This is a genomic window from Amycolatopsis sp. NPDC114505, assembly GCF_055633615.1.
Window position 1 is genome coordinate 2,406,454 of the sequence record NZ_JBVKDV010000002.1, and the last position, 13,633, is coordinate 2,420,086.

Annotated in this window: 14 protein-coding genes and 1 pseudogene; 9 read left to right on the top strand and 6 right to left on the bottom strand. The window is 70.7% G+C overall.

The annotated features are described in order from the left end of the window. Window positions 1–155 precede the first annotated feature (155 nt). The 3 genes from tuf (at window position 156) to ACZ7OU_RS29275 (ending at window position 3,863) form a co-directional block, all read left to right on the top strand. Window positions 156–1,343, top strand: a complete 1,188-nt coding sequence (gene tuf / locus ACZ7OU_RS29265; protein ID WP_470257606.1) for an elongation factor Tu — start codon at window positions 156–158, stop codon at window positions 1,341–1,343. 197 nt (window positions 1,344–1,540) lie between these two features. Next, window positions 1,541–3,031 (top strand): rhamnogalacturonidase, encoded by a 1,491-nt coding sequence (locus ACZ7OU_RS29270; RefSeq protein WP_470257669.1) that lies wholly within the window; start codon window positions 1,541–1,543, stop codon window positions 3,029–3,031. Between the two features lie 457 nt (window positions 3,032–3,488). Then, entirely contained in the window at window positions 3,489–3,863 is a 375-nt protein-coding gene (locus tag ACZ7OU_RS29275; protein WP_470257607.1) for a hypothetical protein, read from the top strand. Window positions 3,864–3,865: 2 nt separating this feature from the next. Here the strand turns inward: ACZ7OU_RS29275 and ACZ7OU_RS29280 are convergent, their stop codons facing one another. Further along, complete coding sequence (locus tag ACZ7OU_RS29280; RefSeq protein ID WP_470236853.1) at window positions 3,866–4,081, bottom strand: hypothetical protein; 216 nt, start codon at window positions 4,079–4,081, stop codon at window positions 3,866–3,868. A 217-nt stretch (window positions 4,082–4,298) separates the two neighbouring features. Here ACZ7OU_RS29280 and ACZ7OU_RS29285 point away from each other — a divergent pair, with 217 nt between their 5' ends. The 3 genes from ACZ7OU_RS29285 to dmpG are packed head-to-tail and all read left to right on the top strand — an operon-like array spanning window position 4,299 to window position 6,552. Next, on the top strand, window positions 4,299–4,643 hold the full coding sequence (locus ACZ7OU_RS29285) for a hypothetical protein (RefSeq protein ID WP_470257608.1): 345 nt from the start codon (window positions 4,299–4,301) through the stop codon (window positions 4,641–4,643). Beyond that, a complete protein-coding gene (locus ACZ7OU_RS29290; protein ID WP_470236851.1) occupies window positions 4,631–5,530 on the top strand; it encodes an acetaldehyde dehydrogenase (acetylating) in 900 nt (299 codons plus the stop codon). The genes ACZ7OU_RS29285 and ACZ7OU_RS29290 overlap by 13 nt, the downstream gene beginning before the upstream one ends. Continuing rightward, window positions 5,527–6,552: a 4-hydroxy-2-oxovalerate aldolase gene (gene dmpG / locus ACZ7OU_RS29295; RefSeq protein WP_470257609.1), complete on the top strand. Its 1,026-nt coding sequence runs from the start codon at window positions 5,527–5,529 to the stop codon at window positions 6,550–6,552. The genes ACZ7OU_RS29290 and dmpG overlap by 4 nt, the downstream gene beginning before the upstream one ends. On the opposite strand, the gene pip is transcribed toward dmpG, so the two are convergent. After that, on the bottom strand, window positions 6,549–7,475 hold the full coding sequence (gene pip, locus ACZ7OU_RS29300; RefSeq protein ID WP_470257610.1) for a prolyl aminopeptidase: 927 nt from the start codon (window positions 7,473–7,475) through the stop codon (window positions 6,549–6,551). The genes dmpG and pip overlap by 4 nt on opposite strands. A 123-nt stretch (window positions 7,476–7,598) precedes the next feature. Between pip and ACZ7OU_RS29305 the strand changes: the two genes are divergently transcribed. Next, the gene (locus ACZ7OU_RS29305; protein ID WP_470257611.1) at window positions 7,599–8,615 is read left to right on the top strand and encodes a hypothetical protein; all 1,017 of its coding nucleotides are present in this window, start codon (window positions 7,599–7,601) and stop codon (window positions 8,613–8,615) included. Window positions 8,616–8,657: 42 nt separating this feature from the next. Here the strand turns inward: ACZ7OU_RS29305 and ACZ7OU_RS29310 are convergent, their stop codons facing one another. Beyond that, entirely contained in the window at window positions 8,658–10,175 is a 1,518-nt protein-coding gene (locus tag ACZ7OU_RS29310) for an FAD-dependent monooxygenase (protein ID WP_470257612.1), read from the bottom strand. 65 nt (window positions 10,176–10,240) lie between these two features. Here ACZ7OU_RS29310 and ACZ7OU_RS29315 point away from each other — a divergent pair, with 65 nt between their 5' ends. Next, window positions 10,241–10,864, top strand: coding sequence for a TetR/AcrR family transcriptional regulator (locus ACZ7OU_RS29315; RefSeq protein ID WP_470257613.1), 624 nt, complete (start codon window positions 10,241–10,243; stop codon window positions 10,862–10,864). 23 nt (window positions 10,865–10,887) lie between these two features. Here ACZ7OU_RS29315 and ACZ7OU_RS29320 read toward each other — a convergent pair whose 3' ends face one another. Together ACZ7OU_RS29320 and ACZ7OU_RS29325 are read right to left on the bottom strand one after the other, a co-directional pair. Then, complete coding sequence (locus ACZ7OU_RS29320; protein WP_470257614.1) at window positions 10,888–11,817, bottom strand: DMT family transporter; 930 nt, start codon at window positions 11,815–11,817, stop codon at window positions 10,888–10,890. A 160-nt stretch (window positions 11,818–11,977) separates the two neighbouring features. Further along, window positions 11,978–12,202, bottom strand: coding sequence for a hypothetical protein (locus ACZ7OU_RS29325; protein WP_470257615.1), 225 nt, complete (start codon window positions 12,200–12,202; stop codon window positions 11,978–11,980). A gap of 35 nt (window positions 12,203–12,237) precedes the next feature. Between ACZ7OU_RS29325 and ACZ7OU_RS29330 the strand changes: the two are divergent. Then, window positions 12,238–12,363 (top strand): annotated as a pseudogene (locus ACZ7OU_RS29330) (IS256 family transposase); the annotation flags it as partial. 77 nt (window positions 12,364–12,440) lie between these two features. Here ACZ7OU_RS29330 and ACZ7OU_RS29335 read toward each other — a convergent pair. Continuing rightward, window positions 12,441–13,160 (bottom strand): type 1 glutamine amidotransferase domain-containing protein, encoded by a 720-nt coding sequence (locus ACZ7OU_RS29335; RefSeq protein WP_470257616.1) that lies wholly within the window; start codon window positions 13,158–13,160, stop codon window positions 12,441–12,443. Between the last annotated feature and the right edge of the window lie 473 nt (window positions 13,161–13,633).

A 13,633-nucleotide genomic window follows, 5' to 3' on the forward strand; every position in this document is an offset into this window, starting at 1 on the left:
AGCGCCCTTTCGGCACGGCCGCTTTCGGCCCGGTCCAGCGGCGCTCGAAGCTGACCCTTCCCCGATTCCCCTGGCACAGGCGCGGAACCGCCGGGGGAGGGTCGACGCGCTCACCCGGTTTCGCGCGCATTCCGTTCTCAGCACAGGGAAATCCCATGACCAAGCAGCAGTACGTGCGCACCAAGCCGCACCTCAACATCGGCACGATGGGCCACGTCGACCACGGCAAGACCACCCTCACCGCCGCCATCACCAAGGTGCTGGCCGAGCGCGGCGGCGCCAACCAGTACGTCGCCTTCGACCGCATCGACCGCGCGCCGGAGGAGATCGAGCGCGGCATCACGATCAACATCGCGCACGTCGAGTACGAGACGCCGACCCGGCACTACGCGCACGTCGACATGCCGGGCCACGCCGACTACGTCAAGAACATGATCACCGGAGCGGCCCAGCTGGACGGCGCGGTGCTCGTGGTCTCGGCGCAGGACGGCGCGATGCCGCAGACGCGCGAGCACGTCGTGCTGGCGCGCCGGATCGGCGTCGAGCACCTCGTGGTCGCGCTCAACAAGGCCGACCTGGCCGACGACGAGGACCTGCTCGACCTGGTCGAGCTCGAGGTCCGCGAGCTGCTGACCCGGTACGGGTTCGAGGGCGACGCCGTGCCGGTCGTCCGCGTGTCGGGGCTGCGCGCGCTCGACGGCGACCCGCTGTGGACGCAGCGGATCCTCGACCTCCTCGAGGCCGTCGACGAGCACGTGCCGATCCCGCCGCGGCGGCTCGACCTGCCGTTCCTCATGCCGATCGAGAACGTCCTGACCATCACCGGCCGCGGCACCGTCGTGACCGGCGCGGTGGAGCAGGGCGTCCTCGGCGTCGGTGACGCGGTCGAGGTGATCGGGCTCGGTCCGGCCGTCGCGAGCGTGGCCACCGGGCTCGAGACGTTCGGCAAGCCGATGGAGCGCGCCGAGGCGGGTGACAACGCCGCGGTGCTGCTGCGCGGGGTGAAGCGCGGCGAGGTCCGGCGCGGGCAGGTCGTCTGCCTGCCGGGCAGCGTCCGGCCGCACACGCGGTTCCGCGCGGACGTCCACGTGCTGTCGGCCGCCGAGGGTGGCAGGCGGACGCCGTTCGCGGCGAACTACCGGCCGCAGTTCCACTTCCGCACCAGCGACGTCGTCGGGGTGGTCGCCCTCGCCGAGGGCGTCACGGCGGTCCGGCCGGGTGAGGCGGCTTCGCTGACGGTGGAGCTCGGCCAGCCGGTCGCGATGAGCCCGGGTCTCGGGTTCGCGATGCGCGAAGGCCGGCTGACGGTGGCCGCGGGCACCGTCACCGAGGTGCTGGACTGAAGGGCGCGGCCCCTGCTTCGGCGGGGGCCGCGCTTGACTCATCCGATCATTTGCTCCTAGCCTGAACTCGCGCATTCCCGATCCGCCGTCGGAAACACCGCGTGGTGTTTCCGTCGTTGCTAGGAAAGGGAGCTTTCGTGGGTGAAGCGTTCAGCCGTCGTCGTGCGGTCACCTGGGGAGCGGCGGCCGGCGCCGCACTGCCATTCATCGGATCTCCGGCCGGCGCGGCGGAGGACAGTACGCCGGGCCGGTTCTTCGACGTCACGAAGTTCGGCGCGAAGGGCGACGGGCGCGCGATCGACACCGCCGCGATCAACCGCGCGATCGACGCGGCCGCGGCCCGCGGTGGGACGGTGTACTTCCCGGCGGGAACGTATGCGAGCTATTCGATCCACCTCAAGAGCAACGTGGCGCTGTACCTGGCGGCGAACGCGACGATCCTCGCGGCCGCGCCGGCGGGCGGCAAGGGCTACGACCCGGCCGAGCCGGGCGCGGGCAACCCGTACCAGGACTTCGGGCACAGCCACTGGCACAACAGCTTGATCTGGGGCGAGAACCTGGAGAACGTCACCATCGAGGGGCCGGGCAAGATCGACGGCAAGGGTCTCGTCGCCGGCGGCAGCGCCGAGTCCGCGCCGCTCAACGGCAACAAGGCGATCGCGCTGAAGCTGTGCCGCAACGTCGCGATCCGCGACATCACGATCGTCAACGGCGGGCACTTCGGCATCCTGCCGACCGGCGTCGACAACTTCCGCATCGACGGGCTGGTGATCGACACCAACCGCGACGGCATCAACATCGACTGCTGCAAGAACGTCCGGATCGCGAACACGACGGTGAACTCGCCGAACGACGACGCGATCGTGCTGAAGAGCTCGTACGCGCTGAACCAGGTGCGGGACACGGAAAACGTGACGATCGACAACTGTTTCGTCAGCGGTTACGACCTCGGCACCCTGGTCGACGGCACGTACAAGACGTCGTCGTACGGGCGCACCGGCCGGGTCAAGTTCGGCACGGAGGCCAACGGCGGGTTCCGCAACATCGCGATCTCCAACGTGGTCTTCGAGTACTGCCGCGGCCTGGCCCTGGAGACGGTCGACGGCGGGTGGCTGGAGGACGTGACGATCAGCAACCTGACGATGCGCAAGGTCCAGATGCCCCTGTTCCTGAGGCTGGGCGCGCGCATGCGCGGCCCGGCGGGCAGTGCGGTCGGGTTCCTGCGCCGGGTGAGCATCAGCGACGTGACGACGTTCGACGCGGATCCGCGCTACCCGTCGTGCATCGCGGGCATCCCGGGCCACCCGATCGAGGACGTGAAGGTGAGCAACGTCCGTCACCACCTGGCGGGCGGCCTGACTCCGGGCGACGCGGTCCAGAACCCACCGGAGCTGGAAACCGCTTACCCGGAGCCGTCGATGTTCGGCACGCTGCCGGCGTACGGGTTCTTCATCCGCCACGCACGGGGGATCAGTCTGGACAATGTGGACGTCCGATTCGGAGCATCCGACACGCGCCCGGCGTTCGTCGTGCGTGACGTAGCAGATCTCGACGTCCATCATTGCCGCGCGGACAAGGTGGCGGGAACCCCGACCTTCGTCCTGGACGGCGTGGACGACTTCCGGGTGAGCGACGGCCGCCCGCTGGAGGCGGCCCGGGTGGAGCACGCGGACCACCAGGAGCTGTAGAGCCGGCCGGCCGGGCCCCGCCGCCGCCGCGGGGCCCGGCCGGTTTTGTCGTTCCGCCGGTTTCGCGCGCGCCACGCTGCCAGCGTCCGGCCGGTGAGGATGTGGTGGTGCGGCCTGGTCGTGAGCGCGGGCGTGGTAGCGGCGGCGTGCGCGGGCGGCGGATCGGGGAGCGGGCGGGTGGTGCAGCCACGACCGTCCACGATGGAATCCCCTGCGATCACGACGATCCGGGCAACCACGCGGACGAGGGCCCACCCACCGACGACGACGGCGAAGAAGCCGACGACCCGCCACACGACCACCCCGCCGACGCCCGCGCTGACTTCGGCTGGCTCCCACGTTGCGATCCGGCGACAGTGGTGCGATCGCTGTAACCGTCGCCGCGTGCTCGCCGACTGAACGACGGTCCGGGCTCCGAGTCGTCGAAGGCGTGCCGATGAAGACGTGGTTGTGCGGAGTGGCGCTGGCTGCCGGCGCGGCGACGGCGGCGTGTGGCGCTTCGCCGTCGCCGGAGCGTGCCCCGGCTCAGCCCATCACCACCGAAACGGTGCTCACCATCGAGCCGACGCCCGTCGTGACCGTCACCCTGCCGCCGACCTCCAGCGTGAGAACGCCCGCTCCCGCTCCGACCGCCACCAAGAAGTCGTCAGTTCGCAAGACGCCGACCCGGAAGCCGCCCCAGTTCGGCTACCAGTGTCGGGACGGCGACGAAGCGAGGTACGACGTGTGCGCCGGACACAAGGCCTGGGTCGACGGGCAACGAGAGTTCACGGACTGCCTGGACAGCGGCGGAACCTGGGACATCGAGAACCAGCGCTGCCAACGTCACTGACCTCAGCGGCCGCGGAGTCCAGGGCGCGCCAGCCCCACCGTCGCCAGGACGATCAACGCCACCGCCGCCACCGCGGCGATCACCGACAGCACCGGGGCCGGCGCGTCCGTTCTCGCCAGCGTCAGGATGCTCGACAGCAGTAGGACTGCCCCCACCCCCAGGTTCAGCCAGCACAGCGGGGCCGTGCTCGGGATGACGTGCCAACGCCGCTCGGTCATCGGACCTCCTCCGTCGGGATCTCTCCACGGATCTGCCCCGAACGCGAGTCGATCAAACCGGCGGGAATCCGACGTGACCCCGAGCCGTCGCGATCCTGCCGGCGCTCGCCCGCCGCCGTCGGTCTACTTGACCTTCATGAGCACCAAGGTGCCGTCGCCGCGCTGACCGTCGGGGTCTCCGACGGCACCGCCGGGTGGACCACGACCGTCCCCGGCATTGTCGCCGCCGTCGCCGCGCCGGTCGTCGCCGTGGTCACCGGGCGGCTCTATCGGCGACTCAAGAGTCCGAAGTGGACTGACTGTCACCTTCCTCGCCCACTTCGGCACCTACACCTACGTCACCCCGCTGCTCCGGGACGTCATCCGCTGGGGCGTGGCCTACGGCGCGGAACCGGTCCGCTCCCAGTGGTGGTTCGTGGTGGACGCCGCCTCGGTGCCGGCCGTCATGACCGCCGGGGGAGTCGCCGCCGTGGTCGTGCGCGACCGACGTTCCACTGACCGGAACGCGAGACTGTCCGCGAAACGAGCCGCGGTGCGACCGTCGGAGACATGGCTCCCGTGAAGGCGGCGATCGTCGGCCCCGGCAACATCGGCACCGATCTGCTGGCGAAGCTGCGACACAGCGAAAACATCGAAGTCGGTTACGTGGTCGGCGTGGTCGAGTCCGACGGGCTCGAACGCGCCCGCGCGCAGGGGATCGCGGCGTCCGCCGAGGGCGTCGACTGGCTGTTGCGCCAGGATCCCCTGCCGGACCTCGTGTTCGAGGCGACGTCGGCCAAGGCGCACGCGGCCAACGCTCCGCTCTACGAGGCCGCCGGCATCCAGGCGATCGACCTGACCCCCGCGCACCTCGGCCCGATGGTGTGCCCGCCGGTGAACCTCGGCGCGCACCTCGACGCGCCGAACGTCTCCATGATCACCTGCGGCGGTCAGGCCACGATCCCCATGGTGCACGCGGTTTCCCGCGTGACGCCGGTGCCGTACGCGGAGATCGTCGCGTCGGTCGCCTCGCGCGGCGCGGGCCCGGGCACGCGCGCCAACATCGACGAGTTCACGCGCACGACGTCGCAGGCGGTCGCCGAGATCGGCGGCGCCGGGCGCGGCAAGGCGATCATCATCCTGAACCCGGTCGAGCCGCCGATGATCATGCGGGACACCGTCTTCTGCGCGATCGGGCTCGACGCCGACCGCGACGCGATCGCCGAGTCGGTCCACGAGATGGTCGACGAGGTCCGCAAGTACGTCCCCGGGTACTCGCTGCGCGCCGATCCGCAGTTCGACGACGCGCGCGAGGAGTGGGACGGCCACGCGCGGGTCGGGATCTTCCTGGAGGTCCGCGGCAACGGCGACTACCTGCCGGAGTACGCCGGGAACCTCGACATCATGACCGCCGCGGCCGCCCGCGTCGGCGAGCTCATGGCCCGCGCGAAGCAGGAGGTGACGGCATGAGCCGCCCTGAACTGAAGCACGACGTCCGGATCGTCGACACGACGCTGCGCGACGGCAGCCACGCGATGGCCCACCGCTTCACCGAGCAGCAGGTGCGCGACACCGTGCGCGCGCTCGACCGCGCCGGCGTCGAGGTGATCGAAGTGACCCACGGTGACGGCCTCGGCGGCTCGTCGTTCACCTACGGCTTCTCCGCCGTCGACGAGCTCAAGCTGATCGCCGCGGCCCGCGAGGAGGCGAAGCAGGCGAAGGTCGCCGTGCTGCTCGTGCCGGGCATCGGCACCGCGGAAGACCTCCAGCGCGCCTTCGACGCGGGCGCGGAGATGGTGCGGGTGGCGACGCACTGCACCGAGGCGGACGTCTCGCCGCAGCACTTCGGGCTGGCGCGCGAACTCGGCATGGAAACCGCCGGGTTCCTCATGATGGCGCACCGGACACCGCCGGAGGACCTCGCGAAGCAGGCGCGAATCATGGTCGACGCGGGCTGCCAGGCGGCATACGTGACGGACTCGGCCGGCGCGCTGCTGATGCACGAAGCCCGTGACCGGTTCGAGGCGCTGGTCGCCGAGGTCGGCGACACGGCGTGGGTCGGCTACCACGGCCACCAGAACCTGAGCCTCGGCGTCGCGAACTCCGTCCTGGCGTACGAAGCCGGGGTGCGCTACATCGACGGGTCGCTCTGCGCGCTCGGCGCGGGCGCCGGCAACTCGCCGACGGAGGTTCTCGCTGCGGTGTTCGACCGCCTGGGCATCGACACCGGCCTCGACGTCGGCGCCCTGCTCGACGGCGCGGAGGAGGTCGTCCGCCCGTACCTGAACCGCTGGCCGAAGATGGACCGCAACGCGATCGTGCAGGGCTGGGCCGGGGTGTACTCGAGCTTCCTGCTGCACGCCGAGCGCGCGGCGGAGCGCTACGGCGTCCCGGCGCAGGCGATCCTGCGCCGCTGCGGCGAACTCGCGCTGGTCGGCGGCCAGGAGGACATGATCATCGACGTCGCGGTGACGCTGGCGGCGGAAGGCTAACCCGCGAACCGGTCCAGCGCCGCGAGCTTCCAGTCGCGCTTGACGTCGCTGGACCGGTGCCCGGCATGGTCGTCGACGAGCAGTTCGGCGCCCGGCCAGGCCTCGGCCAGCTCGTACGCGGTCGTCACCGGGCAGCTGAGGTCGAGCCGCCCGTGGATCAGCACGCCCGGGATGCCGGCGAGCCGGCCCGCATCGCGGATCACGGCGCCTTCCTGCAGCCAACCGGCGTTCGCGTAGTAGTGCGTAGTGAGCGTGACGAACGCGAGCGTCGCGTCGTCCACCGGCTCGTCGCGGACCGGGGGAGCGCCGGGCTCGAGCGACAGCACCACGTTCTCCCACCGCCACCACGCGGCCGCCGCCCGGTCGCGGACCGCCGGGTCGGGGTCGGCCATCAGCCGCGCGTACGCGGCGACGTCGTCGTCGGTGCCGAGGGTGAAGCGCGCCCACTCTTCCGGGAAGAACCGGCCCACCCCGCGGTAGAGCCAGTCGATCTCCGAACGGCGCGTGGTGCTGATCGCGCTCACCACGAGTTCCGTCACTCGTTCGGGGAAACGTTCGGCGTACACCAGCGCCAGGGTCGTGCCCCACGAGCCGCCGGTCACCATCCAGCGCTCGATGCCGAGGTGCTCACGCAGCTTCTCCAGATCGGCCACCAGGTGGTCGGTGGTGTTGTCGCGCACCGACGTCGTCGCGTGCGGCACGCTCCGGCCGCAGCCGCGCTGGTCGAGCAGCACCACCCGGTAGCGAGCGGGGTCGAACATCCGCCGCATGCCCGGCGCGCTGCCCTGACCCGGCCCGCCGTGCAGCACGACCGCGGGCTTGCCGGCCGGATTTCCGCTGGTCTCCCAGAAGATCCGGTGCCCGTCGCCGACGTCGAGCAGGCCGTGGGCGTCGGGCTCGGTCAACGGGAACATCTCGGGCATCGCGCGTGTCCACCTTCGGTCAATGTCCGGAACAGACCGGTCCGGCCGCGCCGGAAGCCCGCCAGACTCGGTCCAGGCCGGTGATCATGCCGGACCGCACCCACAACTTCCGAGGGGATTTCGATGAAACGCAGGATCTTCGCCGCCGTGGCCTGCGCGGCCACGTTCGCGGGGCTGCTCGGCACCGCTGGGGCGGCGCAGGCGGCGACGTCGGTGACGTTCACCCCGCGCACGGTGACCTCGCCGCACGAGACCCAGTACGTCGCGGCGCTCGGCTCGGTCCAGCTGTCCATGACCGCGACCCAGACCGCGTACGTCTACTCGACGCTGCGGGCGAACAACGCGTCGAACACGACGCTGATCGACAACGAGGTCCGCTGCTCGAGCACGAGCGGCTGGACGAAGAACGAGGTGCTCGGCCAGAACGTCCTGATCGCGAGCGCCGACGCTCCGGCGTCGTTGCGGGACATCGGCGTCACGACCCGGTTCCTCGTGCACCCCGGCGCGGCCGGCACGGTCACCTGCACGACGTACCTGCGCAGCGCGAACCTCGGCCTGGGCACCTCGACCGTGCGGCTGGCGAGCGGCGAGCTGAAGTTCGCGGACACCAGCGTCGCGAACACGACGGCCGGTACGCCGCCGCAGGCCGACGACGGCGACACGCCGACCGGGCGCGTCATCGCGCTGAACTCCACGGACAAGACGGTGCGCGAGCCGGGGACCGAGATCTTCGAGACGGCGCCGGTGACCGGGCTCAGCGTGTTCGGCGACCAGGAGCTCATGGCCTGCTACCCGGAACCGGCGAACTACGACTGCCCGGTGAACAGCATGACCGCGCGGGTGACGCTGTACGTCAACCAGTGGAAGGCCGACGGCACGCTCTGCAAGACGGACTCTTCCGCGAGCGTGACGGCGGTCGTCCGCCGCGACGTCCACCACATGGTGGTCCCGCTCAACACGCACTTCGCCGCGGCGACGGGCAACGGCTGCGTGCCGAAGTTCAACTTCTACGTGAAGACGGACTGGCTGAGCGGGTCGACGGGCGCCGTGCAGATGGCGGCGAGCGGCCTGCCGGACGCGGCCGGCTCGACCTCGACACACAACGACGCGATGAGCCACGCCTTCGCGGTCGCTTACTGACCCGAAGAGGGGCGCGCCGGAAACCCGGCGCGCCCCTCTTTGTCAGGCGGGTTCCCCGAACCACCGGCGCAGCGCGGCGTCCAGTCCGGTCGTCGCGCCGTCGTCACCGGCCCAGGCGATGTGCCCGTCCGGCCGGATCAGCACGCCGGTGAGTGACGGCTCGCTGTCGCACTTGGCGGTCAGCGTGGTGACGCGGCCGGCCCAGCCGCTCGCCGTCTCACGTAGTCCGGCGTTGTCGGCGAGGTCGAGCAGGAGCGCCCGGCCGTCCTGGAGGTGCTCGCCGAGCCGGGTGCCGTCGGCGAAGGCGAAGTCGGGCGCGCCGCGGCCGGTGAGGTCGTGCTCGCCCTCGATCGGGTACCGGTGCAGGACGCCGGAGAGCTTCTTGGCCAGGTACGTCGCGCCGTCGTCGGTGAGCAGCAGATCGGTGACGACCTGGCGCAGCGCCTTGGTCCGGACGTCGCTGCGCATCAGCGCGACCTGCGCCCGCGTCCACTCGAGGACCCACTCGCCGATCGGGTGGCGTTCGGTCGTGTAGGTGTCGAGGAGGCCGTCGGGCGCCCAGCCGTGGATGGTCGCGGCGAGCTTCCAGCCGAGGTTGACGGCGTCGCCGATGCCGAGGTTGAGTCCCTGCCCGCCGAAGGGGGAGTGGACGTGCGCGGCGTCGCCCGCCAGGAGCACGCGGCCCTGGCGGTAGGTGGTCGCCTGCCGCGCGTTGTCGGTGAAGCGCGTCGCGCTGTGGACCGCGGTGATCCGGACGTCGGCGCCGGAGACGCGCCGGAAGCTGTCTTCCAGCTCCTGCGCGGTGACCGGGGTGTCGCGGTCGGCGGGCGGCCCGTCGAACTCGACGGTGAGGATCCGGCCGGGCATCGGGCCGTGGACGTAGAGCCCGCCGTTGCCGTGCTGCCAGCCGCCGGGCAGGGTTTCGGTCCCGGTGATCTCGGTGAGGGCCTGCCGTCCGGTGACGGCGGGATCCGTGCCGGGGAACTCGAACCCGGCGTGCTTCCGGACGAAGCTGCGACCGCCGTCGGCCCCGACGAGCCAGCTGCCGCGTACCTCGGTCTGGTCGCTGAGCCGCACTGTCACGCCGTCGTCCTCGGCGTCGAACCCGGTCACCTCGACGCCTCGCCGGACCTCGACCCCCAGCTCGGCGGCGCGTTCGGCGAGGATCGCCTCGACGGCCTGCTGCTGGATGACGACGACGTTCGCCGCCGGCCCGACGTCCCGGAAAGCGGGATCGTCGAAGTGGACGCCGTGGGAGGCGACCATGATCCCGGCGAAGTGCCCGACGGGGATCGCCGGCTTCGGCCCGCCCCCGCCCCGCGATTTCAGGAACTCCTGGATCTTGGCGAAGTTCTGCTGCACCACCGCTTCCACCGCGGGCAGCAGGCCACGGCGGTAGAAAGCCTCGCCGGTCGTCAGGTTGACCGACCCGGCCTTGATCGTCTGATCCGGCTCGGCGAGCCGCTCGACGACGAGCACGTCCACGTTCTTGAGCCGGAGTTCGCAGGCCAGCATCAATCCGACCGGTCCGCCCCCGGAGATCACCACATCCCAGTTCATGTCACCGATGATGCCGGGAAACTTTTACCGAGTCAAACTTTGTGTCCGGTCTATACTCTCGGCTCATGGCGGATCACGGACTGCGCGAGCGGAAGAAGCGGGCCACGCGCCAGCTGATTTCGAACGTGGCCTCGGGCCTGTTCATCCAGCGCGGCTTCGAGGAGGTGACGGTGGCGGAGATCGCCGAGGCGGCGGGCGTGTCGAAGATGACGGTGTTCAACTACTTCCCGCGCAAGGAGGATCTCTTCCTGGACCGGCACGCGGATCGCCTGGCGGAGCTGACTTCGGTGGTCCGCGACCGGCCGGAAGGGGTGTCGGCGTGCGCTGCCCTGCGCGCGTACCAGCACTCGCTTCTCGCGGCCGGCCATCCGCTGTCCGGGGCCATCGCCGGAGGCCCCGGGTTCTGGTGGGTGCTGACGTCGAGCCCGGCGCTGACGGCCCGGTGGTACGAGCAGGAGCGGGAGATCGCGGACGCGTTCGCGGAGGTGTTCGTCTCGGAGACGGGGGACGCGTTCCGGTCCCGGATGGTGGCGGGGTTGCTGACCACGGCGGTCACGACGGTGTTTTCGTACGCCATGGGCCGGATCGTGGCCGGCGACGACGCCGACGTCGTCCGGCGGGAGCAGGTCGCGGTGATCGACCGGGCGTTCGACCTGGTGGAACACGGGGTGGGCGACTTCCCGGGCTGACCCCGGCCGGGCTCACCCTGGGTTCACCCCGCGCGAACGGGTTCCGGCGCTGGTCGCTTGGTCGAATCGGGGACCGAGAGCGGCTGGACGTTCTCGCCGTGATGGTCGGTGAACCGGGCTAGTGCCAGCACGCCGCCGATGGCGAGGAGTGCACAGAGCAGCCCGGACACAGCGACCCATCCGCTGATCGAGCTCGCTTCGCCGAGCAGCCCGACCCCGATCGCCACGGCGACGATCGGGTCCACCACGGTGATGCATGCCATGACCGTGTGTGGTGGTGCGCTGGCATAGGCCTGCTGCACCAGCCAGGCGCCGAGGAGGAGGGCGAGCAGGATGGCGATCGCGGAAACGATCAGGGTGGAGAGCGGACCGCCGTGCTGAGCCTGTTGTAGCACCGCCCTGGTCAGCACCGAGACCAGCCCGTAGGCCGTGGCCGCGGCGGTGGCGAACGCGAGGCCGCGCGCCCGGCCCTTCGTAGTCATGGCGAGCAGGGTCATGCCGACCACGCCGGCGGCGACGAGTTTGCCGGCTTGGAGGCCGGCGGAACCGCTCACCTCGGTCGGTGTGGTGTTGTTCGCCGCGATCGCCACGAAACCGGCCACACCTGCCGCGATCGCACCAACCGCCAGCCAGCCGCGTCCGGTGAGCTTCGGCCCGCCGGCCCTGGCAGCGAACAGCGCGGTCGCACCGACCGCGAGCACACCGACCGGCTGCACCACGATGACCGGCGCGAGGCCGAGCGCCACCGCGTGCAGGGTCCCGCCGACGATCATCACGAGCAGGCCGAGCAGCCAGCCGGACTGGCACAGCAACCGGCTGAACGAACGAAGTCGGAGCGTCGGCCCATCGTCGGCGTCCCGCATCGTCGTGTGCACCGCCCGGTGCTGCATGTGCGCGGCCAGCGCGGCGAACACGGCGCCTGCCATGGCAAACGCGATCCCGATGATGTTCATCCGGAACCCTCCGATACGCGCCGCAACCGGCCACCGTCCCTGGGGCGGGGTTGAAAGTCGGTCATCTGGGCCAAGTCTGTCCGGCTGTCGCGCCGCACACGATGTGGGTGGCACCCCAACCGGTCCTGGAGACGACCTCACCGTGAGGGTGGAGTTTTCCCTACCCGGAGGCACTCGGAACAGGCAGGGCGAGGTTCGGGATTCCGTTGCTGGTCAGCAGGTTGCCGTCGCCGGTGTTGTCACCATGGGTGCTGGGGTGGTTACCCACGTTGGCCGCGTTCGGGTTGTCGTGGTGAGCGGAGAAGTCCGGCATCGCTCTGCCGATGACTGTGCTTGTCGAGGCCGTGCCGGATTGCTGTCGGCAATCCCCGCCGACCAGCGACATCGTGCAACGGCTCCAGCCCCATCACCTGAACCTGAGCCGCGCTCAAGTGCGTCTACATGGCGATCATGAGCCTGGACCCGACCGGCACCGGACGCGAACGCTGGACCATGCGCTGGAAACCCGCGTTGAACGCGTTCGAGATCGCCTTCGACGGCCGCCTGGCGGCCGGACGCAAGCAGTTCCCCTCACCCGAGGAACACCACTCGTTTGGCAAACCCGTTCGGAACTGGGCGCTGTCTCACAGTGCGTTGTGTACGCGCAATTCACGCAGCGTCCAGTCGGCGGCCGCCTGGGACGACGCCGGGTTCTGGCCGGTGAGCAGGTTGGCGTCCACCACGACGTGCGGCTCCCACGGCGCGCCCGTCTTGAAGTCCGCGCCCCGCTCCCGCAGCCGGTCCTCCAGCAGCCACGGCGCGCGGTCGGCGAGGCCGACCAAGCGCTCCTCCTCGTTGGTGTACCCCGTCATTCGCCTGCCCTCGAACAGCCAGTCGCCGTCGCGCCGGTTGGCCGAGAGCAGTGCCGCCGGACCGTGGCAGACCGCCGTGACGACGCGGCCCGTGTCGAAGAACTGGACGAGGAGCTCGCCGAGCGGCTGGAAGCCGGCCAGATCCTCCATCGGCCCGTGCCCGCCGGGGATGTAGATGGCGTCGTAGTCGGCGACGTGCCCGATCGCGTGCTGCAGCACCATGGGCTGGGCCAGTTCGGTGGCGATCGCGTCGAGGTAGTCGCGGAACGCGGTGGCTTTCCTCTCGCCGCCCGCCATCTCCGGGTCCAGGCTCCTCCGGTCCACCGTCGTCGCCACCCCGCCCGGGGTGGCGACGACCACCTCGACACCCTGGGCGCGGAACCCGTTGTGCGGCACGACGAAATCCTCGGCCCAGTAACCGGTGGGGTGCCGGGTACCGTCCTTGAGCGTCCAGTGGTCGCTGCCGGAGAGCACCACCAGGATTCGGGTCATCGGTCAGCCACCGGTGATCTTGATCTTGTTGGGCTTGGCGGCGTCCACCTTCGGGACCCGTACGGTGAGCACGCCGCTGGTTCTCACGACGACCGAGCCGGTCACGGACCTGGTCCGCCTGCGACGGCTGGGACCGCTGCGCATCGAACTGCGCGGCATCCCGAAGGCCCGGGAGCAAGCAGCGCGCTACCCGAAGCCGACCTGGTCTTCTACCGCGACGACGGCCGGGGGCGCTGACCCAACAGCAGACAAGCGACGGCAGGACCGGCCGATTTCGGCAACTCTTCTCGCCCGCCGGCTCGATCACGCCATATGTCCCTTTCGGACACACCGGCGCCATGGGCCGATCCGTAGGCAGCTCAGCGCCCAGGTGTTGGTGGTGCTGGTGGGTGTGGTGTGGCGCCGCGGCGGGTGGTGGCCGGCCGCGGCGCCAAGAGGGTGGGGTTTTAGTCGGTGATGGGGTGGTTGTCGGC